This is a genomic window from Allobosea sp. P4_H5, from assembly GCF_056400825.1.
The window spans coordinates 314,176-337,972 of the sequence record NZ_JBFUKM010000004.1; the positions used below are offsets into that span (position 1 = coordinate 314,176).

Annotated in this window: 23 protein-coding genes; 10 read left to right on the forward strand and 13 right to left on the reverse strand. The window is 67.8% G+C overall.

The genetic code is table 11. The features are described 5' to 3' along the window. Nucleotides 1–27 precede the first annotated feature (27 nt). Entirely contained in the window at nucleotides 28–1,806 is a 1,779-nt protein-coding gene (locus AC1DS0_RS10630; RefSeq protein ID WP_476814310.1) for an SLC13 family permease, read from the forward strand. Nucleotides 1,807–1,992: 186 nt separating this feature from the next. Further along, on the forward strand, nucleotides 1,993–3,360 hold the full coding sequence (locus tag AC1DS0_RS10635) for a dicarboxylate/amino acid:cation symporter (RefSeq protein ID WP_476814311.1): 1,368 nt from the start codon (nucleotides 1,993–1,995) through the stop codon (nucleotides 3,358–3,360). Nucleotides 3,361–3,364: 4 nt separating this feature from the next. Here AC1DS0_RS10635 and AC1DS0_RS10640 read toward each other — a convergent pair whose 3' ends face one another. Both AC1DS0_RS10640 and AC1DS0_RS10645 read right to left on the reverse strand, forming a co-directional pair. Beyond that, nucleotides 3,365–3,937: an ASCH domain-containing protein gene (locus AC1DS0_RS10640; RefSeq protein WP_476814312.1), complete on the reverse strand. Its 573-nt coding sequence runs from the start codon at nucleotides 3,935–3,937 to the stop codon at nucleotides 3,365–3,367. A 4-nt stretch (nucleotides 3,938–3,941) separates the two neighbouring features. Then, nucleotides 3,942–4,985, reverse strand: a complete 1,044-nt coding sequence (locus tag AC1DS0_RS10645; protein WP_476814313.1) for a cysteine synthase A — start codon at nucleotides 4,983–4,985, stop codon at nucleotides 3,942–3,944. 96 nt (nucleotides 4,986–5,081) lie between these two features. Between AC1DS0_RS10645 and AC1DS0_RS10650 the strand changes: the two genes are divergently transcribed. Genes AC1DS0_RS10650 through AC1DS0_RS10660 form a run of 3 tightly spaced genes read left to right on the forward strand, consistent with a single transcriptional unit; the run spans nucleotide 5,082 to nucleotide 8,385 of the window. Beyond that, a complete protein-coding gene (locus AC1DS0_RS10650) occupies nucleotides 5,082–6,323 on the forward strand; it encodes a class I SAM-dependent RNA methyltransferase (RefSeq protein ID WP_476814314.1) in 1,242 nt (413 codons plus the stop codon). A 19-nt stretch (nucleotides 6,324–6,342) separates the two neighbouring features. Continuing rightward, nucleotides 6,343–7,749 carry an FAD-binding oxidoreductase gene (locus tag AC1DS0_RS10655; RefSeq protein WP_476814315.1) on the forward strand — a complete coding sequence of 469 codons (1,407 nt, stop codon included), beginning with the start codon at nucleotides 6,343–6,345 and terminating at the stop codon, nucleotides 7,747–7,749. A gap of 3 nt (nucleotides 7,750–7,752) precedes the next feature. Continuing rightward, complete coding sequence (locus tag AC1DS0_RS10660) at nucleotides 7,753–8,385, forward strand: DUF4166 domain-containing protein (protein ID WP_476814316.1); 633 nt, start codon at nucleotides 7,753–7,755, stop codon at nucleotides 8,383–8,385. Here the strand turns inward: AC1DS0_RS10660 and AC1DS0_RS10665 are convergent. From AC1DS0_RS10665 to AC1DS0_RS10675, 3 genes are all read right to left on the reverse strand, one after another. Beyond that, the gene (locus AC1DS0_RS10665) at nucleotides 8,382–9,524 is read right to left on the reverse strand and encodes an AGE family epimerase/isomerase (RefSeq protein ID WP_476814317.1); all 1,143 of its coding nucleotides are present in this window, start codon (nucleotides 9,522–9,524) and stop codon (nucleotides 8,382–8,384) included. The two genes, AC1DS0_RS10660 and AC1DS0_RS10665, sit on opposite strands and share 4 nt — an antisense overlap. A 57-nt stretch (nucleotides 9,525–9,581) precedes the next feature. Further along, nucleotides 9,582–11,168 (reverse strand): gamma-glutamyltransferase family protein, encoded by a 1,587-nt coding sequence (locus AC1DS0_RS10670; protein WP_476814318.1) that lies wholly within the window; start codon nucleotides 11,166–11,168, stop codon nucleotides 9,582–9,584. Nucleotides 11,169–11,251: 83 nt separating this feature from the next. Beyond that, a complete protein-coding gene (locus tag AC1DS0_RS10675; protein ID WP_476814319.1) occupies nucleotides 11,252–12,010 on the reverse strand; it encodes an SOS response-associated peptidase in 759 nt (252 codons plus the stop codon). 86 nt (nucleotides 12,011–12,096) lie between these two features. On the opposite strand from AC1DS0_RS10675, the gene AC1DS0_RS10680 reads away from it, so the two are divergent. Next, nucleotides 12,097–12,582 (forward strand): hypothetical protein, encoded by a 486-nt coding sequence (locus tag AC1DS0_RS10680; RefSeq protein WP_476814320.1) that lies wholly within the window; start codon nucleotides 12,097–12,099, stop codon nucleotides 12,580–12,582. Here AC1DS0_RS10680 and AC1DS0_RS10685 read toward each other — a convergent pair. After that, entirely contained in the window at nucleotides 12,579–13,325 is a 747-nt protein-coding gene (locus tag AC1DS0_RS10685) for a TlyA family RNA methyltransferase (RefSeq protein ID WP_476814321.1), read from the reverse strand. The genes AC1DS0_RS10680 and AC1DS0_RS10685 overlap by 4 nt on opposite strands. Nucleotides 13,326–13,328: 3 nt before the next feature. Next, on the reverse strand, nucleotides 13,329–15,239 hold the full coding sequence (dxs, locus tag AC1DS0_RS10690; RefSeq protein WP_476814322.1) for a 1-deoxy-D-xylulose-5-phosphate synthase: 1,911 nt from the start codon (nucleotides 15,237–15,239) through the stop codon (nucleotides 13,329–13,331). Between the two features lie 182 nt (nucleotides 15,240–15,421). Here dxs and AC1DS0_RS10695 point away from each other — a divergent pair, with 182 nt between their 5' ends. Beyond that, on the forward strand, nucleotides 15,422–16,651 hold the full coding sequence (locus AC1DS0_RS10695; RefSeq protein WP_476814323.1) for an MFS transporter: 1,230 nt from the start codon (nucleotides 15,422–15,424) through the stop codon (nucleotides 16,649–16,651). A 14-nt stretch (nucleotides 16,652–16,665) separates the two neighbouring features. On the opposite strand, the gene AC1DS0_RS10700 is transcribed toward AC1DS0_RS10695, so the two are convergent. The 4 genes from AC1DS0_RS10700 to AC1DS0_RS10715 form a co-directional block, all read right to left on the reverse strand. Continuing rightward, the gene (locus AC1DS0_RS10700) at nucleotides 16,666–17,145 is read right to left on the reverse strand and encodes a DUF2269 family protein (RefSeq protein WP_476814324.1); all 480 of its coding nucleotides are present in this window, start codon (nucleotides 17,143–17,145) and stop codon (nucleotides 16,666–16,668) included. Beyond that, on the reverse strand, nucleotides 17,145–18,440 hold the full coding sequence (locus AC1DS0_RS10705) for an SDR family oxidoreductase (RefSeq protein ID WP_476814325.1): 1,296 nt from the start codon (nucleotides 18,438–18,440) through the stop codon (nucleotides 17,145–17,147). The genes AC1DS0_RS10700 and AC1DS0_RS10705 overlap by 1 nt, the downstream gene beginning before the upstream one ends. 76 nt (nucleotides 18,441–18,516) lie before the next feature. Next, nucleotides 18,517–19,452: a DMT family transporter gene (locus tag AC1DS0_RS10710; RefSeq protein WP_476814326.1), complete on the reverse strand. Its 936-nt coding sequence runs from the start codon at nucleotides 19,450–19,452 to the stop codon at nucleotides 18,517–18,519. A 10-nt stretch (nucleotides 19,453–19,462) separates the two neighbouring features. Further along, a complete protein-coding gene (locus AC1DS0_RS10715) occupies nucleotides 19,463–20,383 on the reverse strand; it encodes a pirin family protein (RefSeq protein ID WP_476814327.1) in 921 nt (306 codons plus the stop codon). 112 nt (nucleotides 20,384–20,495) lie between these two features. Here AC1DS0_RS10715 and AC1DS0_RS10720 point away from each other — a divergent pair, with 112 nt between their 5' ends. Continuing rightward, complete coding sequence (locus AC1DS0_RS10720) at nucleotides 20,496–21,164, forward strand: GntR family transcriptional regulator (protein WP_091831321.1); 669 nt, start codon at nucleotides 20,496–20,498, stop codon at nucleotides 21,162–21,164. Nucleotides 21,165–21,327: 163 nt separating this feature from the next. After that, the gene (locus AC1DS0_RS10725; RefSeq protein ID WP_476814328.1) at nucleotides 21,328–21,918 is read left to right on the forward strand and encodes a biotin transporter BioY; all 591 of its coding nucleotides are present in this window, start codon (nucleotides 21,328–21,330) and stop codon (nucleotides 21,916–21,918) included. 52 nt (nucleotides 21,919–21,970) lie between these two features. On the opposite strand, the gene AC1DS0_RS10730 is transcribed toward AC1DS0_RS10725, so the two are convergent. Next, the gene (locus tag AC1DS0_RS10730; protein WP_476814329.1) at nucleotides 21,971–22,519 is read right to left on the reverse strand and encodes an NAD(P)H-dependent oxidoreductase; all 549 of its coding nucleotides are present in this window, start codon (nucleotides 22,517–22,519) and stop codon (nucleotides 21,971–21,973) included. Between the two features lie 85 nt (nucleotides 22,520–22,604). Here AC1DS0_RS10730 and AC1DS0_RS10735 point away from each other — a divergent pair, with 85 nt between their 5' ends. Next, the gene (locus tag AC1DS0_RS10735; RefSeq protein WP_476814330.1) at nucleotides 22,605–23,525 is read left to right on the forward strand and encodes a LysR family transcriptional regulator; all 921 of its coding nucleotides are present in this window, start codon (nucleotides 22,605–22,607) and stop codon (nucleotides 23,523–23,525) included. On the opposite strand, the gene AC1DS0_RS10740 is transcribed toward AC1DS0_RS10735, so the two are convergent. Continuing rightward, entirely contained in the window at nucleotides 23,522–23,779 is a 258-nt protein-coding gene (locus AC1DS0_RS10740; protein WP_057187566.1) for an exodeoxyribonuclease VII small subunit, read from the reverse strand. The genes AC1DS0_RS10735 and AC1DS0_RS10740 overlap by 4 nt on opposite strands. Between the last annotated feature and the right edge of the window lie 18 nt (nucleotides 23,780–23,797).

Genomic DNA, 23,797 nt, shown 5'->3' on the forward strand with positions numbered 1-23,797 from the left:
GGCGCACCTTCGGATAGCTTGCCTATCATGACGCTGCCGCAGATTCTGTCTTGCTCCCTGGTCGCTGCGATGATGGTGGCCTTCGTCTGGGGCAAGCTGCGCTATGATGTGGTCGCGCTCCTGGCCCTGCTGGCGGGCGTCGCGCTCGGCGTCGTGCCGGCCAGGGAGGCCTTCAAGGGCTTCTCCGACGACATCGTCATCATCGTCGCCAGCGCCCTGATCGTCAGCGCCGCGGTGGCGCGCTCCGGGCTGGTCGAGACCGCGCTCGCCCGCATCTCCCCCTCACTGCGCTCGACGCAGGCGCAGGTCGCTGTCCTCGTCTTCGTCGTCGCCGCCATGTCGGCGATCATCAAGAACATCGGCGCGCTCGCGATGATGCTGCCGATCGCCTATCAGCTCGCGCGCAAGGACGGGAAATCGCCCTCGGTCTTCCTGATGCCGATGGCCTTCGCCTCGCTGCTTGGCGGCATCGTCACGCTGGTCGGCACCTCGCCCAATGTCATTGTCGCGCGGGTCAGGCAGGAGCTCGGCGGCGAGCCCTTTGCCATGTTCGATTTCACCCCGGTCGGCATCGGCATCGCGCTCGCCGGCTGCGCCTTCCTCAGCGTTGCCTATCGGTTACTGCCGAAGGATCGTCAGGGCTCGCGCTCGCTCGACCAGGCGCTTGATATCAAGGACTACGTCACCGAGGCGCGCCTGCCAGAGAAGGGGCCGCTCGTCGGCAAGACGATCGCCGATCTCAGGAAGCCGGGCGATGGCGAGGTCGAGGTCGTCGCGATCCTGCGCGATGGCGAGCGTCGCCGTGCGCCGCTGCCCGATGCCAGTCTGCGCGCCGGCGACATCCTGCTGCTGCGCGGCGAGCCCAAGGCACTGGAGCGCGTCGTCGCCGAAGGCGGGCTTGAGCTCGTCGGCCAACATCGCTCGACGCAGCGCGAAGGCTCGCTCGACCCGGCCCGCACCGGCGAGGCGATCGTCACGCAGGGCTCGCTGCTCGAAGGCATCAGCGCCGCCGAGATCGACCTGCATGCGCGCTTCCACATCAACCTGCTCGGCATCAGCCGTGCCGGCGAGCGCTTCACCGAGCGCCTGCGCGACATCCGCCTGCGTGCCGGCGACGTCGTGCTGCTGCAGGGTGACGAGGACCTTTTGCCCGAGCGCCTGCGCGAGCTCGGCCTGCTGCCGCTGGCGGCGCGCAGCCTCGCGCTCGGCAGCACGCGGCGCCGCTTCGTCACCGGATCGATCGTCGCTGCGACGGTGACAGTCGTTGCGCTCGGTCTGCTGCCGGTGGCGATAGCCTTCTTCGCTGCCGCGGTGCTCCTGCTGGTGACCCGCGCCTTGACCCTGCGCGATGCCTATGAGTCGGTCGAAGCGCCGATCCTGGTGATGCTGGCGGCGCTGATCCCGGTCAGCGACAGCCTGCGCGTCACCGGCGCGACCGATGTCTTCGCGGGCCTGCTGGCGCAAATCGGCGCTGGTCTGCCCGGCTGGGGCGCGGTCGGGCTGATGCTGGTCGCGGCCATGGCGGTGACGCCCTTCCTCAACAATGCCGCGACGGTGCTGGTGATGGCGCCGATCGGCGCCGGCTTCGCCAAGACGCTCGGCTACAATCCCGACGCCTTCCTGATGGCGGTCGCCATTGGCGCAGCCTGCGACTTCCTCACCCCGATCGGCCACCAGTGCAACACGCTGGTGATGGGGCCGGGCGGCTATCGTTTCGGCGACTATGCCAGGTTGGGCGCACCGCTCTCGGCGCTGGTGATCCTGCTCGCCGTGCCGTTGATCCTCTGGGTCTGGCCGCTGCGCTGACTTGGGTGCCCGCATGCGATTGACCTGCTTAAGAGAAGAAAATTCCTGGCATGCCCTATAGTGTAGAATATTTACGCTGCCGCGCCGGCTCAAAATGGCAGTCTTCAGCTTCCCGCAAGCTGCGACAGCGCCTATAAAACGGGCAGATATCTTCAGCCGCGCTGCGGCGATTGACGAGTTCCTGCCATGACCACAGTGACGTCCCGAGCCGGCGCGGCGACCGCCGGCCCCAAGCCATTTTATGCCAGCTTCGGTTTCCAGGTCCTGGCGGCCATGGTGATCGGCCTCGTGCTCGGCTGGATCGCCCGCAATATCGGACCTGACGCGGCCGGGCAGCCGAACGGGCTGACCACCACGCTGGCGACGACCGGCTCGATCTTCGTGCAGCTGCTGCAGGCGCTGGTGCCGCCGCTGATCTTCACGGCGATCGTCGCCTCGATCAGCAATCTCAGGCAGCTTTCGAATGCGGCTGCTTTGGTCTGGCAGACCCTGCTCTGGTTCGCGCTGACCGCTTTCATCGCCGTGCTGATCGGCATCGCGCTCGGCCTGATCATCCAGCCTGGCATCAATTCCGGCGTGCTCGCCGCCAGCGCCAAGGCGCCTGGCTCGGTCGGCTCCTGGCTCGACTTCCTGAAGGGCCTCGTCCCCGCCAACGTGCTCGGCTTGCAGGCTTCGACCCGGATCGAAGGCGGCGCGGCCACCACCCGGCTCGGCTTCAACGTGCTGCAGCTGCTGGTGATCTCGATCGTCGTCGGCGTCGCGGCGCTGAAGGTCGGCGAGCGCGCCAACAGCTTCCTTGCCTTCAACGAGTCGCTGCTTGCGATCACGCGCAAGATCCTGTGGTGGGTGATCCGCCTGACGCCGATCGGCACCATCGGTCTGCTCGGCAACGCCGTGGCGCAATATGGCTGGCAGACCCTGCAGCAGCTCTCCTGGTACGCCTTCGCGATTTATCTCGGCCTCGCGATCGTGCTGCTGATCGTCTACCCGGTGCTGCTGATCATTCACGGGCTCTCGCCGCTGCGCTTCTTCGCGGGCGCCTGGCCGGCGATCCAGCTCGCCTTCGTCTCGCGTTCCTCGGTCGGCACCTTGCCGGTGACCGAGGCGGTGACCGAAAAGAGCCTCGGCGTGCCCCGCGAATACGCGGCCTTCGCCGTGCCGCTCGGCGCGACCACCAAGATGGATGGCTGCGCCGCGATCTATCCGGCGATCTCGGCAATCTTCGTCGCGCAGTTCTATGGCGTCCCGCTCGGCATCCAGGAATATGTGCTGATCGCCTTCGTCTCGGTGATCGGCTCGGCCGCGACTGCCGGCCTCACCGGCGCGACGGTGATGCTGACGCTGACATTGTCGACGCTTGGCCTGCCGCTCGCTGGTGTGGGCCTGCTTCTGGCGATCGATCCGATCCTCGACATGGGCCGCACCGCGGTGAACGTCGCCGGCCAGGCGCTGGTGCCGACCATCGTCGCCAAGCGGCAGGGCATGCTCGATCAGGCGCAGTACGATCGCGCCGGTGATATCGAGGCGATCGACGCCGGCGCGCAGACGGCTTGAGGCGTCAGCGCGGCAGAAGCTTCGCCAGCAGGGCTTCGCCACGCGGCGACAGCCTGTAGCCCACCTCGAGACTCTCGGTCAGGCCGAGTGCCCCTAGCTTGCGCACATCCTGCTTGAACGGCAGCATCTCGCGCCCGAGCAGGGTCGCGAGTTCGGCGGCGCGTCGCCCGGGATGCGCCGCGATCAGCTCCAGCGTGGCGCGCGTCCAGACCTTGTGCGCATCAAGCCGGTCGAGGCGCTGGACCAACTGTTCCGCTTCGGCGTCCGTCAGGTCATCGGCTTCGCGCAAGGCTTCGCGCGGATCGGGGCCGGCGAGACGAAGGCGGATGAGGTAGAGGTTGCCGTCGCGGCCGGCCAACGCAGCGAGCGCGTCCTCGCGTGAGCCAAAGCCGGCCGCCTTCGCTACGTCGTCGTCGATCTCAGCCTCGGAAACGGGCTCGACCGCGTCGATGGCGAGCTGGCCGATCGCCGTCAGCAGCCTGCCGCCGATCCTGACGCTCGGTCGGCGCCAGCGCCGCAGTACGATGGTGATGCTGCCCTCGGCGATGCCCTGAAGCGTGCGCCGGTCGAGTAGCACGAGATCAGGCCATCACCTTGGCCAGCACGTCCTTCAGCCCGCCATCGCGTTCGAGCCAGCCGGGCACCGGCAGGTTCTTCGAGCGCAGGAACTCCGGGTTGAACAGCTTCGACTGATAGCGCGTGCCGTAGTCGCAGAGGATGGTCACGATGGTGTGGCCGGGGCCCATCTCCTTCGCCAGCCGGATCGCGCCGGCGACGTTGATGCCGGAGGAACCGCCGAGGCAGAGGCCCTCTTCCTCCAGCAGCTGGAAGCAGAGCGGGATCGCCTCCTCGTCCGGGATCTGGAAGGCGACGTCGATCGGAGCGCCTTCGATGTTCGCGGTGATCCGACCCTGGCCGATGCCCTCGGTGATCGAGGAGCCCTCGGCCTTGAGCTCGCCGGTGGTGTAATAGGCGTAGAGCGCTGCGCCCATCGGGTCGGCGAGAGCGATGCGGATCTTGGGATTGAAGCCCTTGAGCGCGATGGCGACGCCGGCGAGCGTCCCGCCGGTGCCGACGGCGCTGACGAAGCCGTCGACCTTGCCATCGGTCTGCTGCCAGATCTCCGGGCCGGTGGTCTCGATATGGCCCTGGCGATTGGCGACATTGTCGAACTGGTTCGCCCAGATCGCGCCGTTCGGCTCGGTTCTGGCCAGCTCCTCGGCGAGGCGGCCGGAGACCTTCACATAATTGTTCGGATTGACGTAGCCAACGGCCGGCACCTCGACCAGCGTCGCGCCGGCGAGCCGCAGCATGTCCTTCTTTTCCTGGCTCTGCGTCTCCGGGATGACGATCACCGAGCGGTAGCCCAGCGCATTGCCGACCAGCGCCAGGCCGATGCCGGTATTGCCGGCCGTGCCCTCGACGATGACGCCGCCGGGCCGGAGTGCGCCGCTCTTCTCGGCATCGCGGATGATGGCGAGCGCGGCGCGGTCCTTGACCGACTGGCCGGGGTTCATGAACTCGGCCTTGCCGAGGATCTCGCAGCCGGTTTCCTGCGAGGCGCGCTTCAATTTGATCAGGGGTGTGTTGCCGATCGCTTCGACGACGCCGTTGCGGATAGTCATGTCAGGCAACTCCAGCCATTTCCCTGTCGCTCGCCACCTGATAGGCCAAACCCGCAACAAGGTCACGAGTACAGCATCCCAATGTCCGCCCTCGCCATGAATGAAACGCTCACGATCGCGCGGCTCGGCCAGCGCGGCGACGGCGTCGCCGAGACGGCGGGCGACCCGGTCTTCGTGCCTTTCGCCTTGCCGGGCGAGAGTGTGCGGGCCGTGCGCGATGGCGACCGTGCGCAGGTGGTCGAGATCCTGACGCCTTCGGCCTCGCGCATCGCCGCAATCTGCCCGCTCTTCACCCGCTGTGGTGGCTGCGCCGCACAGCATATGGGCGATGGGCTCTATGCCGAATGGAAGCGCCAGCAGGTGGTGACGGCGCTGTCTCGTGCCGGGCTCGAAACCGAGGTCGCTGCTATGGTCGATGCCCATGGCGCCGGCCGCAGGCGCGTCACCTTCCATGCCCGCCGCGAGGACGATGGCATGCGGGTCGGCTTCATGGCGGCACGCACCCATGATCTGATCGAGGTCGAGGCTTGCCCGGTCCTGGCCCCTGGCCTGGCGCGGGCGCCCGCCGTGGCGCAGCTCCTGGCCAACCGCCTGCGCTCCTCGAACAAGCCGCTCGATATCCAGCTCACCGCCTCGCAGGCCGGGCTCGATGTCGACATTCGCGGCCACGGCCCGGCCGGTGACAGCTTGCGCCGACAACTCACCGAAGCGGCCGAGCGGCTCGATCTAGCGCGCCTCGCCATGCATGGCGAGGTCATCGTCGAGCGCCGCGCGCCCTTCCAGTTGATGGGCAAGGCGGCAGTGACGCCGGGACCCGGCGGCTTCCTGCAGGCGACCGCGGAGGGGGAGGCGACCCTGTCACGCCTGGTGCTGGAAGCGATCCCGAAGGCGAAACGCATCGCCGATCTCTTCGCCGGCTGCGGCCCGTTCAGCGTCCGGCTCGCCGAGAAGGCGCAGGTTTGCGCCTTCGAGAGCGACAAGGCCGCGATCCAGGCGCTGAGCCGGGCCGCCAACCATACGCAAGGGCTGAAGCCGGTCGCGGTCGAGCAGCGCGACCTCTTCCGCCGCCCGCTGCTGGAGCACGAACTCAACGCGTTCGACGCCGTCGTGCTCGATCCGCCGCGTGCCGGCGCGGAGGCGCAGGTCAAGCGGCTTGCGGCGTCGAAGGTACCGCTGGTGGCTTACGTCTCCTGCGATGTCGGCAGCTTCGCCCGCGATGCGGCGCTTTTGGTCGCAGGCGGCTATGCGCTTGAGCGCGTGACGCCGGTCGATCAGTTCCGCTATTCCGCCCATATCGAACTCGTCGGCGTCTTCCGAAAGAGCGCCGGCCGCAAATGATCAGGTTTCCGGAGGCAGGATGAGCGCGTCCGTTATCGAAGCTCTGGCCGGCATCGTCGGCGCCAAGAACGTCATCACCGAGGCCGACGCGATGGTGCCTTATCTCAAAGAGCCGCGTGGCCTCTTCCACGGCAAGGCGCAGGCCGTGGTGCGGCCGGGCTCCGTTGCCGAGGTTTCGGCCGTGATGAAGTGGGCGAGCGAGACCGGCGCAACGGTGGTGGCGCAAGGCGGCAATACCGGCATGGTCGGCGGCCAGGTCCCGGTCGGAGAGGGCAGGGAGATCATCCTGTCGCTGCAGCGGCTCGACAAGATCCGTTCGGTCGACGCCGCCGGCGACACCATGACCGTCGAGGCCGGCGTCATCCTGCAGAAGGCGCAGGAGGCGGCCGAGGCGGCTGGGCGGCTCTTCCCGCTCTCGCTCGCCTCGGAAGGCTCCTGCACGGTCGGCGGCAATCTCTCGTCCAATGCCGGCGGCACGGCTGTGATCGCCTATGGCAATGCCCGCGAGCTCTGCCTTGGCCTCGAGGTCGTCCTCGCCGATGGCCGCGTCTGGAACGGCTTGCGCCAGCTCCGCAAGGACAACACCGGCTACGACCTCAAGAACCTCTTCATCGGCTCGGAGGGTACGCTCGGCATCATCACCGCCGCCGTGCTGAAGCTCTTCCCGCTGCCGGCGGCGCGCGCCACCGCCTTCCTTGCCGTGCCCGATCCGGAAGCCGCGCTCGCTTTGCTGAACAAGGCCAAGGCCAGCGCCGGCGGCACGCTCACCACCTTCGAGATCATGCCGCGCATCGGCCTCGATTTCGTCGTCCGCCATGCCAGCGGCGCCCGTGATCCGCTCTCCGAGCCGTCGCCCTGGTACGTGCTGATGGAGGTCTCGGCCCAGGTCGAAACTGGGCTCACCGACGCTGTCGAAGCTTTCCTTGGCGAGGCGCTGGAGGAGGGGCTCGTCACCGATGCCGTGCTCGCCGGTTCGCTCGGCCAGCGCGCCGATCTCTGGAAGCTGCGCGAGATGCTCTCGGAGGTGCAGACCCATGAGGGCGGCTCGATCAAGCACGACGTTTCCGTGCCGATCCAGGCGACGCCGGAATTTCTGAAGCGCGCCATCGCCGCGGTCGAGGCGCTGGTGCCGGGCTGCCGGCCGGTGCCCTTCGGCCATCTCGGCGACGGCAACATCCATTTCAACGTTAGCCAGCCGGTCGGCGCCGACAAGGCCGCCTATCTCGCCGGCTGGGGCGCGATGAATGAGGCGGTGCACGCCATCGTCACCGAGCTCAAGGGCTCGATCTCGGCCGAGCATGGCATCGGCCGCCTCAAGCGCTCGCTGCTGCCGGGCGTCAAGGATCCGGTCGAGCTCGACCTGATGCGGACGGTGAAGGCGGCGCTCGACCCCAAGGGCATGCTCAATCCCGGCTCGGTGCTGTAGCGCATGAGCGAGCGCCGGCCGGTCTTCCAGGAGGTGCTCGGCGACGATTGGCACCGGCTCGGCGAGGTCATTCGGCGTCACTACTTCCTGCGCCCGTTCAGTGACGATTACATCTGCGTCAAAGGGACGATGCACGAGGTCGAGCACAGTGCCTTCGCCAAGGTGTTGTTGCCCTTTGCCCGGATCGTCGGGGCGCTGGTACCCTATCGTGGCCGCGATGTGCCGATCGAAGTCCACTACACCGCTCGGCCGGGCGACGGGACATTGCACTGGAACCGGGTGTTCCATTTCGCCGAACGCAAGCCGTTCCATTTCCGCTCGCATATGCAGCAGGTGGGGCCGGGCCAGGTCATCGAATTCGTCCGCTTCGGCGTCGGCATGCGCCTCAGGGTGACGGCTGAGGAGGGGGCGCTGGTCTTCCGCGACGAAGGCTATGTCTGGCGGCTCTTCGGCTATGATCTACCGCTGTCCGTCGGTCTTCTTCTCGGCACCGGCTATATCGAGGAGCGGCCGATCGACGAGCGCAGGTTCAGCATGCGGATGACGCTGAAGCATCCGCTGTTCGGCGAGCTGTTTCGCTATAGCGGTGTCTTTGCGCTGCCGGACGAGGACCTGAGCGTGGGCGGGAGCGCCTAGGAGGTAGAGCCGCGTTTGGTGACGCGGCAGACTTCGGCGAGCGCCAGCACGAGGTGATAGAGCACGCGGACCGGCACCCGCTCGCTGATCGGCCGCCCTTGGTCGTCGAGCTGGTTGACCCAGATCCCGCTCTCGCGATCGACGAAGTGCCGGAACATCAGGTGTAGATGCCGGTCGAGCCGTGCTGCGGCATCGGCATCGCCCTCGAATTCGATCCGCGCGACCAGCGCCTTAAGGTATTCGGTCTGCGGCCAGAGCAGCGCAGCGCCGTTCAGCACACGCCCTGTCGGGTCTACCTCGTTCAGGACGAGCCGCGATGAATTGGCGGGGGCGTCGACCTGACGTTGCCCGAACGCATGGAGCTTGCGGGCCGTCTCGCGAGCCTCGCTCGAACCGGTCAGCCGCTCGTGGTGATAGAGCAGCCAGGTCCATTCGAAGTGATGGCCGGGCTCCCGGATCAGCCCGCGCGGGCCCGGGAAGGCCGCCCAGTCCTCGCTGAAGAATTCGCCGAGCGTGCCATTGCTGTCCAGCATCCGCTGCCGCATCAGCTGCACGAGCCGGTCGGCCGTCGCCAGCCAGCGCGGGGCGTGCGACACCGCCGCGAGGGCATGGCAGGCCTCGAGCAGATGCATATGCGGGTTCTGCCGCCGCGGCCGGGTGCCCAGCGTATCCTCGTGAAAGCCGCCGGCCGGATGGGCCAGCTCGCCATCGAGGACATCCATCACCTCGCCGGCGATTGCGAGCACATCCATCTCGCCGGTCGCCTTCGCGAACCAGCCGAGCGCGAACAGGACGAAGGCGAGATCGTAGAAGTCGGTCTTGCCGTCGACGACCTCGCCACGCTCTGTGCAGGAATGGACGAAACGCCCATCGGCGCCCCGGCAGGCGCTGGTCAGGAAGGCGAGGCCGTGGCGCGTGGCGGCAAGCGCCCCTGAGACCCCCAGCAGGTGCGCATGGCTGAAGACATAGGTCAGCCGGGCCGTGACCAGCGTCGTGCGCAGATCACTGGCCTCGGGCGTTCCATCCGGCCCGAGATATTCGACGAAACCGGGCCGTGCCGGGTCGAAGGCGCGGGCGATCCAGCCCGGCAGCAATGTGCCCGTAAGCCAGGCATGCAGATCATCTACGGCTGTGCTCAAAATGCTTCCATCCTTGGCGCCCCCAACCAAGCGTGCTCGATCCAGCGCTGTGGCAGTTCAGGGCGTCGTGACATAGCCGTCGCGGCGCGGATCGCAGGCGCCAGTGAGCCGGCCTGTCGCCGGATCGCGCGACACCGCCTGCATGCCGCCGACGCGCATCGTCCAGCTGCTTTCGGCTGCGAAAATGCCGTGCCCGCGTTCGGCCAGTGCCGCGATCGTCCCGGCGGGAACGCGGTCTTCAATCTCGACTTCGCGGCCATCCCAGAGCCGGGCGCGCGGCGCCTCGATCGCATGCTGCAGCGGCAGTCCGAAATCGACATGCTGGACCATGGCCTGAACCTGCGTCTGCATGATGCCGTAGCTGCCGGGCGTGCCGAGCGCGAGCACTGGCGCACCGTCCTTGGTCGAGAGCGTCGGCGACATGCACATCGGCAGTTCCGAGCCGGGCAGCGAGCGGTTCGGGCTGCCGGGCTGGACGTCGGCCCAATAGAGGAAATTGTTGAGGCAGAGCCCGGTACCCGGCACCACGACGCCGCTGCCGAAAGGGCTGCCGATGCTCTGCGTCACGCAGATCAGATTGCCCTCGCGATCGGCGATCGAGAACGAGGTGGTGTGGCCGGGGTCTTCGCCCGCCGGCGCCTGCGGCATCCATTGCTCGGTCGGGCCATCGATCGGCTTGCCGTCCCGGACCCGAGCCTGCAGCCGCTCGACGAAGGCGTCGGATAGAATCTCGGCGAGCTTCTCGGGTCTCGGATTGTTGTGGGCGATCCGGACACCAGCGGCGAGGCGGATGGCGCGGTAGACGATGTCGAGATGCTCGGCGCCATTGCGTTCGAGCTTGCCGAGGTCGAAGCCGTCGAGGATGCGCAGGGTCAAAAGGAGCTGGAAGCCTTCGCAAGCCGGCGGCGGCACATGCACCTGCCGGCCGCGATAGGCGGCGGCGAGCGGCTCGCGCCATCGTGGGGCGACCTTGGCGAGATCGGCCATGGTCAGCGTGCCGCCCTGCGCCTTGAGATGGTTGGTGATCGTCTCGCCAAGTGCGCCCTGGTAGAGATGGTCCGGCCCCTTGGCGGCGATGTCGCGCAGGGTCGCCGCCAGCTCCGGCTGGCGCAGGATCTGCCCGAGCGTGACGCTCGTCCCGCCGTCGCGCAGGTAATTGCGCGCCCAATTCTCGTAGAGATCGGGTCGTTCGCGCAGCAGCGGCGCCTGCTCGTTGAACTCGATCACGCCGAACTCGGCGACCGGGAAGCCGTCCTGCGCGAGTGCGATCGCCGGCGCGAAAATCTGCTCCAGCGACAGCCGTCCATAGGCGCGGTTGAGCTCGCACCAGCCGGCGAGGTTGCCCGGCGGTGCAACGGCGAGCGCCCCGCGCTCGAGATCGGAACGCTGCGTGAAGCGTTCGATCGGGAAGCTCTCCGGCACGGGCGGCACGAAATCGAGCACCCGTACGCGCTTCTCGGCCGCGACCCACATGATCGCCGAACCCATGCCGGCGAGGCTCGACATGAACGGCTCGACCACGTTGAGCGCCGCCGCGACGGCGCCGACTGCGTCGAAGACGTTGCCGCCCTGGCTGAGGATGCGCGCGCCGGCCTGCGCCGCCAGCGGGTGGGCAGCGGCGACCATGCCGTGCAGAGAGCTCATTGTCGGGCGGCGGCCATCCATCTCGTGCGTTCCCTCTGTTGGTCTCGTTTGGGACCAGAGTAAGCGCGCCGCGGTCGACTGCGCTAGAACAGGCTGCCCTGTGCATCGTCGGGGCCGCCCCGACGGGAACGCATGGCGGGCTTGGCCGGCGGTGCCGGTTCCAAAGCCGGATCGAACGGCTCCTGGATCTCCGGGCCATCATTGGCGACCTTGTTCACGCCTGCGCCGAGCCGAAACATCTCGAAGAGGTCGTCCGGCGGCGGCCGCATCAGCGTCTGCACGGTCGCAGGCTCCGCCGAGGGATCGAGCCAGGCATCAAACGCCTCGGGCGGCACAACGACCGGTGAGCGGTGGTGGATCGCTGCCATCTGCCCGTTCGCCGGGCCGGTGACGATCGCAACTGTGTCGATTTCGGAGCCATCGGGGCTGTGCCAGGTCTCCCACAGCGCCGCGAAGGCGAAGAAGCCCTGATCCGGCTTGCGGAAGAGATAGGGCCGGTTCTCCTGCTGGCGGCCCTCGCCGAGACGATGCCATTCGTAGAATCCATCCGCCGGCATCAGGCAGCGCCTGCGGGTGAGGGCGGCGCGGAAGGACGGCTTCTCGCTGGCGCTCTCGCTGCGGACATTGATGACCAAAGGATAGTCCTTGGGATCCTTGACCCAGCCCGGGATGAAGCCCCAGCGCATCAGGATGAACTGGCGCCGGCCCTCGTCGAGACGCACCACCGGCACGGGTTGCGTCGGCGCGATATTGTAGCGCGGCGGGAAGTTCGGCTGCTCGCGATAGGCGAAGGCCTCGCGCATCGCCTCTGGCGGCAAGGTAATGGCATAGCGACCACACATCGTCGGATGTCTTCCGTCTTATCGTGACCGGATCAAGACTTTGTTTGCGGTTGGCACAGCATAGTCGCGGCGCTTCGGGGCCTTTCATGTCTGCTTCCGCGACCGAGACATCACCGACCGCGGCGGACTGGACAGCTCCGCAGCTTTCGACCGACTACCTCAACCGGCACAGCGAGGCGCTGATGCTGCTGGAGATGGTGCCCGTCGACCGCGAGATCGTCGGCGATCTCAAGGCCTGGCGCGCCGTCGGCTATGTCGAGCATTTCGCCACCTCGCCGCTGCGTTGTGCCGGCGAGGCGATGGCGGCCTATCGCGGGCTTGAGCCGCGTGAGGCCCAGAGCTTCGACGCACTCTGCACCGCCATGGACCGCCTGATCTATACCGCGACGGCGCTGCTCGACGAGATGCCGGTGGAGGAGGATCCGGGGCTGATCGTCGACGTCGCCAGCCTGTCGCTGCGCCGCCTGATCGCGCGCGCCACCGCCTTCATCAACGCCAATGGCCGGGGCGAGGCGGCCTATATCGATCCAAATGCGGTGCAGGCCGATGTCGACGCCGTGATGGCGAGCTAGGCCGTTCGCTCGCCGCCGAGCAGGAATTCGCGGTTGCCGTCGCCGCCCTCGATCGGGGAGGGGATGAGTCCCGCGATGGCGAAACCAAGGCCAGCAGCCATGTCCGCGATCTCCGTGCAGATCAGCTGCTGCAGCGCTTCGTCGCGCAAAACGCCCTTCTTCAGCGCCGAACGCTTTGTCTCGAATTGCGGCTTCACCAGCGCGACTAGCCGCGCTTTCGGAGCGAGCAGTGTCGCCGCGGCCGGCAGCACCAGCTTCAGCGAGATGAAGCTGACATCGATCACAGCGAGCGCCGGCGCCTCAGCGAACAGGCCGGGATCGAGCGTGCGGATATCCTGGCTCTCCAGGCTGGTCAGGCGCGGATGGCCGTGCAGGCTCTCGTGCAATTGCGCCTGGCCGACATCGACGGCGTAGACATGTGCTGCTCCGCGCCGGAGCAGCACGTCGCTGAAGCCGCCGGTCGAGGCGCCGACATCGAGGCAGGTCAGCCCGGCCGGATCGAAGCCGAAGGCGTCGAGTGCCGCGGCGAGCTTCACCCCGCCGCGTGAGACGTAAGGATGCGCCGCCTGCGCCTCGATCGACGCGGTATCCGGAACCGTCTCCGAGGCTTTTCGCAGCACGACGCCGTCGGCGCTGACGAGGCTCGCGGCAATGGCGGCCTGCGCCCGCGCCCGGCTCTCGAACAGGCCGCGCTCGACCAGCAGCAGGTCGGCGCGGACCCGGCGCGGCAGGCCGGCGGTCATGCGTCAGGCGCGGCGGATGGCGCTGGCGGGACCTAGCGCTTTTTCGACGGTGCGCACGATCCCGGCGGCGTCGAGCCCGGCCTGCGCGTACATCACCTCGGGCTTGTTGTGGTCCTGGAAGATGTCGGGCAGCACCAGGCTGCGGATCTTCAGGCCGCGGTCGAGTGCACCCTCGCGCGCCAGCAATTGCAGGACATGGCTGCCGAAGCCGCCGACCGAGCCTTCCTCGACCGTGACCAGCACCTCGTGCTCGCGGGCCAGACGCAGGATCATCTCCTCGTCGAGCGGCTTGGCGAAGCGGGCATCGGCGACCGTGGTCGAAAGCCCGCGCTGGCCGAGCTGCTCGGCGGCGGAAAGGCATTCGGCGAGGCGCGTGCCGAGTGAGAGCAGGGCGACCTGCGTCCCCTGTTTGACGATCCGGCCCTTGCCGATCTCGAGCGGAACGCCATGCTGCGGCATCTCGACCCCGACGCCTTCGCCGCGCGGATAGCGGAAGGCGATTGGCCCGTCGTCATAGGCGGCCGCGGTCGCGACCATATGGGTGAGCTCGGCCTCGTCGGCGGCTGCCATCACCACCATGTCGGGCAGGCAGGCGAGATAGGCGACGTCGAAGGCTCCCGCATGAGTGGCTCCATCGGCGCCGACCAGCCCGGCTCGGTCGAGCGCGAAGCGCACCGGCAACTTCTGGATGGCGACGTCGTGCACGACCTGGTCGTAGGCGCGCTGCAGGAAGGTGGAATAGATCGCGCAGAACGGCTTGAAGCCCTCGGTGGCGAGGCCCGCGGCGAAAGTCACCGCATGCTGCTCGGCAATGCCGACATCGAAGGTGCGGCCCGGGAATTCCTTGCCGAAGGCGTCGAGCCCGGTACCCGACGGCATGGCGGCGGTCACTGCGACGATCTTCTCGTCCTCGCGCGCGGCCTTGATCAGGGCATTGGCGAAGACATTGGTGTAGCTCGGCGCGTTCGCGGGCGCCTTGGCCTGCTGGCCGGTGACCGGATCGAACTTGACGACGCCATGGTATTTGTCGGCGCTGGCCTCGGCCGGGGCATAGCCCTTGCCCTTCTGCGTCACGACATGGACGAGGATCGGCCCCGTCTGCGCATCGCGGACATTGCGCAGCACGGGCAGGAGGTGGTCGAGATTGTGCCCGTCGATCGGGCCGACATAGTAGAAGCCGAGCTCCTCGAAGAGGGTGCCGCCGGTCCAGAAGCCACGGGCATATTCTTCGGTGCGCTTTGCCTTTTCGTGGAAGAAGCGCGGCAGCCTCTCGGCCAGGTACTTGGCGACCTCGCGCAGCGAGCGATAGGTCCGGCCGGAGACGAGACGGGCGAGATAGGCCGACATCGCCCCGACCGGCGGGGCGATCGACATGTCGTTGTCGTTGAGGATGACGATCAGCCGCGAACCGGTGGCGCCTGCATTGTTCATCGCCTCATAGGCCATGCCGGCCGACATGGCGCCGTCGCCGATCACGGCGATGACGTTGTTGCGCCCGCCCGCGAGATCGCGGCCGACCGCCATGCCGAGCCCGGCCGAGATCGAGGTCGAGGAATGGGCGGCGCCGAACGGGTCGTATTCGCTCTCCGCGCGCTTGGTGAAGCCGGAGAGCCCGCCCGGCTGGCGCAAGGTGCGGATCTCGGCGCGGCGGCCGGTCAGGATCTTGTGCGGATAGGCCTGGTGGCCGACATCCCAGATCAACCGGTCGCGCGGCGTATCGAAGACATGGTGCAGCGCGACTGTGAGCTCGACCACGCCGAGGCCGGCGCCGAGATGGCCGCCGGTGACCGAGACGGCGTCGATCGTCTCGGCCCGAAGCTCGTCGGCGAGCTGGCGCAACTGGGCGTCGTCAAGAGCCCGCATGTCGGCGGGATTGTGAACCGTATCGAGGAGCGGCGTAGCAGGACGGGGCACGAAGCTGTCTGATCCTTCGCTGGGACGATCTGGAAATAGAGCCTGCGTGGCGCGCTGGCAAACCAGAGTTGGAAGTTCCACCCGTGATCACCGCGAGCGTCTTGCCTTCCCACGAAACGGGTGGTTCCCACGCCGGTAGGGCTTTTTAGTGTCCTCATCATTGCTTTCGAGGACATCAGGTCATGCAACCGGCCGATATCACGCCCCTGCCGACGGCATTTCGCCGCATCGGCTGGTCCAATCTCTTTGCCCAGTTCTCGGAGCAGATCGCATTGGCCGCAGCGCCCCTGGCCGCGGTCCTCCTGCTGGCGGCGGGGCCGGCCGAGACCGGCTGGCTGCAGACGGCGCAGACCTTGCCCTTTCTCCTGCTGTCGATTCCGGCCGGCCTGATGGTCGATCGCGCCTCGCGGCGCCGGCTCATGGTCGGCACGGAGGCGCTGCGCGCGGTTTCGCTGCTGGCGATCCCTCTGCTGCTCGCTCTGGGCAGCCTCAATCTGACCTGGCTGGGTGTCCTCGGCGCGCTCGGTGCCGTCGGCACGGTCTGCTACAGCGTCGCCGCTCCGGCCTTCGTTCCATCGGTGGTGCCGCGCGCGCGGCTCGCTGACGCCAATCGCTGGCTGGAGCTGGCGCGCAGCGCTGCCTATGCCGGCGGACCGGCGCTCGGCGGGGCGCTCGTCGGCTGGATCGGCATATCGGCGGCTTATGGCCTGGCGGCCGGGCTCTCGATGTTCGCCGCGCTCCTGCTGGCTGGCCTGCCGAAGGACGAGGCGCCGTCCGGCTCGCGGCGCGATCTGCTGCATGATCTCAAGGAAGGCGCGCGTTTCGTCGCCGGCCACGATTTGCTCAGGCCGATCCTGATGACGGCGGTCTTCTTCAATGTCTCCTGGTTCATATTCCAGGCGGTCTATGTCGCCTATGCCGTCCAGAATCTCGGCCTCAGCGCAACCGAGGTCGGTATCTCCTTGGGCATCTACGGTGCGGGGATGATCGTCGGCGCCGCGCTCGCGCCCCATATCTCCCGGCGGGTCTCGTTCGGGACGTTGATTCTGCTCGGGCCGTTCGCGGGCCTCTGCGCGGCCGGCGTGATGCTCGCGACTCTCTGGCTTCCCTCCATCTATCTCGTCGGGGCGAGCTTCTTCCTGTTCGGCGTCGGGCCGATCATCTGGACGATCTCGACGATGACATTACGCCAGGCGGTCACGCCCAATGCGATGCTCGGCCGCGTCTCCGCCCTGATCATGACCGCGACCTTCGGCGCGCGTCCGGTGGGCGCCGCGATCGGAGCCTCCGTGGCGACGCATCTCGGCATCGCCGCCTGCCTGCAGCTCGCGACCGCAGGCTTCCTGATCCAGTTGCTCGTGATCGGCTTTTCACGAGTGCCGCGCTTGCGCGACCTCTCCGAACTCGCGTGAGGAGGTCGGCGAGCTCACCACAGCGTGAAAGACGGGCGGGCCAGCATCAGCCAGATGATCGCCAGGACGGAGAGGAAGGCTGGAAAGCCGCAAGCGAACCAGATTCGGTAAAGCTGGAAATACCGCGCGGGCAAGGGCACGGCATTCTTCGCAGCGTCCGATGCGAGCTGGCGAAGCCGATGCTGAATCCAGACCACCGGCAGCCAGAAGCAGCCGGTCAGGACGTAGAGCGCCAGCGAGAGCACGATCCAGCCCTCGGACAGCGGCCAGCCGATCTCGCGGGCCAGCAGGTAGCCGGTAACCGGCTGCAACAGCACCGCCGATGCCGTGAAGAGCCAATCTGCGACCACGACGGTGCCTGCAACATGCGCGATCAGGGCTGGATCGCGCGTCCGATGGGCCATCACCATGAAGAACGCGATGCCGGCGCCTGTGCCGAGCAAGGCCGTCGCACCGAGGACATGGAGCCAGCGCAGGAACAGCAGCCAGTCCATCAGCGCTCCCCAGCGATCGTCGTCACTGCGACGGCCAGGGCTGTGGCAGGAAGAATCTTGACGAATGGCCCCAGCGGGTCACCCCAGAGCCAGGGTGTCAGCACGGTTCCGGCCACGAGGTAGGCCAGCGATACGACGACCGCGCCGAACGCCGCGCGAATCAGCCAACGCCGGAACAGAAAGCCGATCCCGATCGCGATGTCCGCCAGCGAGCCGACGATCACGAAGCTCGCGGCGAGCTCGCGCGACACCGACGGGGGCAAGACCGTGACCGCTTCGCGCCACTGCCACAGGCCGATCGAGCCCGAGAGCAGCCAGAACAAGGCGAGGGTCAAAACGAGGGCCGGCAGGACCAGTTGGCTCCTGGCAAAAATCCGTTCCTGGCGCGTGGAGGGCAGCTGATTCAGGATGGCATCCAGTTCGGCCAGATCGCGCCCGGTCGCCGCGCGCCATGGTTTGGGATCGCCCGCGACACCTCGGGACAGGACGTCGAGCACGGAGCTGCGGAGCGGCGAGCGCCAGCCGAACCAGCCGGCGAGATCGGCGAATTGCGCCAAGCCGTGTGCGATCGGCTTGGGAAGGTCGCATATCGCGATGGGCGCGGGCAGCCCAAGCCAGCGCCGCAGCTTCAGGACAAGATCGCGCAACGTGTGCGGCTCTGCCCCAACGAGGTCGAATGTAGCGCGCTTCGGAATCTCTCCGGCCAAGCAGCTGCGAACCGCGTCCGCCACCTCATCGAGCGCGACGACTTGCACTCTGCTTGTGCCGAAGGCGAGCAATTGCACGAGCGGCAGGGCGGCGATCATCCGCAGCAAGGCCGTGCTGCCGTAGGCGTTGGCGCCGATCACGAGGCCGGGCTTCAGGATGGTCCAGTCGAGGGTGCTGCGTCGCAAGGCGTCGTCGGCCGCGCCTTTGGTCCGCAGGAAGGCGGTCTGCGCGGTGAGGTCGGCCCCTGGCGCGGATATTTGGATGAAGGTGCGAATCCCGCGCGCTTCGCAGGCCGTGATCAAAGCTGAAATGGCGCGCTCCTGGCTTGCAGCGAGCTTGTCGCGTGCGCCATCCTGCAGGGCGCCGGCAGCGTTCACGACTGCGTCGATGCCGTCGAGATAGGGCTGCCAGGCCGCGTCATCGGAAAGCGTCGCCAGATCGGTCCCCGTCCAGGCGAGGTCGGGCGCGAGCCGTCGGCCCAGATCGAGGTCGCGGCCGAAGCCGACGATGTCATGTCCCGCCTGCTGAAGGCGACGTGCGATGGCCAGACCGATGAAGCCATAGGCGCCGAGGAGCAGGATGCGCATGGGATGGGTTCATATCATCCGCGTGAGACCGGGATGAACTCTCTCGCATGTCCGGAACAACGGAGCGTTACTCGCGTCAGCGAGCTGGCGCCGGCCGCGTCGCCAGCAGGACACCGGCGACGACGAACGCGATCGAGATCCCTTCCGCCACCGTCGGAACCTCGCCAAGGACAATGATGGCGAGCAGCGAGGCGATGACCGGCACCAGCGCGATCATCGCCGCGGCGGCCGAAGCGCCGAGCAGCGTCACGGCGCGGTTGAAGCTGATCAGCGCGACGATGCTCATCAACACGCCCTGATAGAAGGCCTGGATTGCGATCTCGGCTGTCGGCGCCTGCCCGAGATGGCCGATGCCGAGGGCGATGTAGAGAGGCACGAAGATCAGGCCCGACCAGAAGCAGATCAGCGCTGCCGACTGCAGCGGATTGAGGCCGCTGCCGCGCAGGAGCAGCGTGTAGCCGGCCCACATCGCCGCTGCCAGCGCCAGGAACCCGAGACCGAGCAGGCTCGGTGTGGCCCCGCTGCTGGAGGCCGTGACGACCAGGCCGCAGAGTCCGGCGGCAATGGCGGCGTAGCCAGCGAGCCTGATCCTGCCGGGAGGCTGGCGCAGCAGCAGCCAGCCGAGCAGCCCGGCGAAGACCGGCATCAGGGTCGGCGTCACCGAGGCGGCGCGCCCGGCCGAGGTCATCTGCACGCCGAGCGCGACCAGCGCCGCGAAGGGGGCGCCCCACAGGACGCTGAAGACGAAGCCGTTGCGCCAGGCCCGCGGCGGCAGATCGCGCAGCAGCACCGGTGCCAGCAGGATCGCACCGATGCCGTAGCGCAACGCGGTCAGGTCCCAGACATTGAGGGTACGGGTGACGCTGAAGCGCGTGACCACGAACCAGCCGGCGAAGATCGAGACCGTGAGCGTTGCCCAGAGAAAGCCGGCCAGCCGCTTGCGCGAGGAGCGCGCGCCATCCGTCGCATCCGGCGCGGTGCCGGATGAGCGATCGGAATTGTCGGCGGGCATGTCGGCGCGCTCAGCGTTCCGGCAGCGGGATGAACTCCTCCTCGTCGCCGGGGACGGTGTCGAAACGGCCGGTCTTCCATTCCTGCTTGGCCTGGTCGATCCGCTCCTTCGAGGATGACACGAAGTTCCACCAGATATGGCGCGGCCCGTCCATCGGCTCGCCGCCGATCAGCATCAGCCGGCTCTGGTCGACGCCGAGGATCGAGATCCGGTCGCCCGGCTTGAAGATCAGCAGCTGGCCGGCGCCGAACTCGTCGCCGGCGATATCGATCTTGCCGGTGACGATGTAGACGGCGCGCTCGTGATAGTCGGGGTCGAGCGGCAGGATCGCGCCCGGTGCCAGCACGGCCTCGGCATAGAGCGTATCCCAGGGGAACTTCACCGGTGAGGTTTCGCCGAAGGCCGAGCCCATGATCAGGCTGACGCGTTTTCCCTCGCCGACGATGCGCGGCAGCTCCGGCGCGGCGTGATGGATGAACTCAGGCGCGGCCTCCTCATGCGTCTTCGGCAGAGCGAGCCAGGTCTGGATGCCGTAGAGCTTGGGCGCCTTCAGGCGCTCTTCCGGCGCGGTGCGCTCGGAATGGACGATGCCGCGGCCGGCCGTCATCAGATTGACCGCACCGGGGCGGATCGGCAGCGCCGTGCCGAGCGAATCGCGGTGCATGATCTCGCCGTCGAATAGATAGGTGACGGTGGAAAGTCCGATATGCGGATGCGGGCGGACATCGATGCCTTCGCCGAGCAGAAACTCGGCCGGGCCCATCTGGTCGAAGAAGATGAAGGGGCCGACCATCTTGCGCCCGATCGAGGGCAAAGCGCGGCGGACGGAGAAGCCGCCGAGATCATGCGCGCGCGGCACGATCACCTGTTCAAGCGCCTCGCAGGAGCGGGTATCGCCCGCGACCGGGTCATGATCGGGCAGCTGCGACATGGCGATGTCCTCCTGTGAAGGAGGGGAGACTGGCCCCGGATGCTGTGTACGGCAAGGGCACAACCGGCCGCACGGGCTCGACGCGACGCACCGAAGAAATTATCGATAATTCATGGCCAAAGAGAAATCAGAGACCCTGCCGGTCCGCATCAGCCGCATCCTCGCCGAGCGGATCATCTCCGGGCAGATCGAGCCGGGCGCGCGGCTGCGGCAGGACCATGTCGCGGTCGAGTTCGGCGCCAGCCACGTCCCGGTGCGTGAGGCCTTCCAGCGGCTGGAAGCACAGGGGCTTGCCGTCAGCGAGCCGCGCCGCGGCGTGCGCGTCGCCGCCTTCGACCTGCGCGAGGTCCGCGAGGTCGCCGAGATGCGTGCGGCGCTGGAGGTGCTGGCGCTGCGCCATGCCGGCCCGCATCTGACGCGCGCGATCCTCGACGAGGCCGAGGAAGCGACCCGCGCCGGCGACAACTCGCCGGATGTCCGCGCCTGGGAGGAGGCGAACCGGCGCTTCCACCGCCTGATCGTGACGCCCTGCGCCATGCCGCGCCTGCTCGCGGCGATCGATGATCTCCACGCCGCCAGCGCGCGCTTCCTGTTCTCGGCCTGGCGCTCGGACTGGGAAGCGCGCACAGATCACGATCACCGCGCCATCCTCGCCGCGCTGCGCGCCGGGCAGGTGGATGAGGCGGCCGCCATCCTCGCCCGCCATGTCCAGTGGATCGGCTCCAAGCCGGTGCGGACTGCTGCTGGTGGAACGCGGGACGTCTTCGCGATCCAGGGCTGAGTCCGGCTGGTCGGTCGGCGGGCAGGATCGCAGCGGGGCTGTGCAGCGGTGCGCTCACGGGTGATCGCGCCGGACGCGCTTGCATTCCCGACGCGGCTGTGGATTCTACGATAGATCAAGTTATGAAATTATCTATAATTATGGAATCGATGGAGACGATCTCATGAGCGACCTCAGCTACGTTACGCACGCTCGCTTCAGCCCGCTCGGGCTGCAGGCGCGTCCGGCCCATATCAAGGCCGCCGCCGTCCTGCTCGGTACGCTTGTCCTGGCGATCGCCTCGCAGATCAGCGTGCCGATGCTGCCGGTGCCGATGACCATGCAGACGCTGGCGGTGATCCTGATCGGCGCGCTCTATGGCTGGCGGCTCGGCGCGCTCACCGTTCTCGCCTGGCTCGGCGAGGCGGCGCTCGGCCTGCCCGTGCTCGCCAATGGCAGCGGCGGCCTCGCCCCCTTCATGGGGCCGACCGCCGGATACCTCGCTTCCTTCCCTCTCGTCGTCGCCCTGGTCGGCTGGCTGGCCGAACGCGGCTGGAATGGTAGCCGCCCGGCCTTCGCCTTCGTCGCGATGCTGTTCGGCCACGCGCTCTGCCTGCTGTTCGGCGGCCTCTGGCTCGCCGCCCTGATCGGCGCGGAGAAGGCGCTAATCGTCGGCGTCGCGCCCTTCCTGCTCGGCTCGCTGGTGAAGTCGGGGCTGGGCGCCGCGATCCTGATGGCGCTCGTGCGCCGCACGAACAAGACTGAAGAGCCGTAGGATGGAGCGGGCCGGCGCTTTGAGTCGGCCCCGCTATCGCTCTCCTGGCCGGTCAGGCAGCCTGCCGGGTTTCGAGCTGGGCGAGCCGCGCCACATAGTGCTCGGCCGCCGCCGCCAGCGCTTCGGCATCGGCCCGGCGCGCATTGTAGATCAGGAAGGGTTCCTGCCAGGCGAGGGCGCAGCGATGCGCTGTCGCCTGTAGTGGTTTCAGCAGTTCGCGCAGCGAGAACAGATTGCTCCCGCTCGGCGTATAGGCTTCCGGAACATTTCCCGCGGTCGCGGCGATCAGGAGCGGCCGGCCGGCGAGCCTGGCACCCTCGGCCTCGTAATGAATGTAGAACATCCGGGTCAGCACCGCGTCCTGCCAGGCCTTGAGCAGCGGCGGCGTCGAATACCATTGCACGGGGAATTGCAGGACGATGCGCTCGGCGGCCAGGAGCCGCGCGACCTCCACGTCGCCGTCGATCTGCCCATCCGGATAAAGCGCCTGCATGTCGACGACATCTGTGCCGGGCCAGCTGCCAGCCGCGTCCGCAAGCGCCCGGTTGGCGCGCGAGCTCTGATAATCGGGGTGGAAGAGCAGGATCAATGTCTGCGTCATGGCGACCTCCTTCGGTTCGGAAGGAGAATGCGTTGGCCCTAGAAATCACTCCACTGAATGATCGATATATCGTATTATCGATCTCATGAATTTACGGGCGATCGACCTCAACCTGCTCGTCGTGCTCGACGCCCTGCTCGACGAGGCGCATGTCTCGCGCGCGGCCGAGCGGGTCGGCCTGTCGCAGCCAGCGGCATCGAGTGCACTGGAACGTTGCCGCCATCTCTTCGGCGATCCGCTGTTGCTGCGGGGCAGGGGCCGGATGCGATTGACGGCCAAGGCGCAGGCGCTGCGCCAGCCGCTGCGCGATATCCTCGGCCAGGTCGGCGCGCTGCTGGACGCACCCGAGCCCGATCTGAAAAGCCTGACGCAAACTGTCCGGCTCATGACGGCAGAGCTGCCGCCGGCGCTGGTGACGGGCCGCGTCTATGAGCAGTTGAGACAGACCGCGCCGGGCCTGACACTCGCCATCCTGCCCTGGCAGGGTGCGCAGGCAACGCTGGAGGCCCTGGCGCAGGGACGGGCCGACCTCGCCATCTCGGTCTTCCCGACGATCGAGGCCGACTTCACGCGAACGGAACTGCTGCGGGAGCGCTATGTCGTGGCGATGCGCCGGGATCATCCGGCGGCAGCCGGCTTCGATCTCGATCGCTGGCTCGCCTTTCCGCATGTGCTGGTCTCGGGCCGCGGCGAGACGCATGGCCCGCTTGACGAGGCGCTCGCCCGGCTCGGTCGCAAGCGCCATATCGGCCTGGTGGTGCCGAGCTTCCTCAGCGTGCCGCCCTTGCTGCTGAGCTCCGAGCTGATCGCGCTGCTGCCGAGCCGGATCTTGCCGCCGGAGGAGGCCGATCGCTTCGTCACCTTCGAGCCGCCGGTCGCGGTCGAGGGTTTTCCGCTGCACCTCGCCTGGCATCGCCGCAGCGAGGGCGACGCCGCCGTCCAGCATGTCGCGCGGCTGATCGAGACCGTCCTCGGCGAAGCGGCTGCGATCAGTCCACCGGCCTAGTTCCCGACGTCGAGCGGCTGGGTGCCGGTCGGCTTGCCGTCGGCGCCGAGCGTGATCTTCTCGATGCGGGCCTCGGCCTGCTTCAGGAGAGCATCGCAGCGCGCCTTCAGCGCCTCGCCGCGGGTGTAGATGTCGATCGATTCTTCCAGCGCCACGTCGCCGCGCTCGAGCCGGGCGACGATGCCCTCGAGCTCCTTCAGGGCCGCCTCGAAGGGCAGCCCGGCGACATCGGCATTGGTCTTGGCGTCGGTCACGGGCGCGATTCCTGTTGG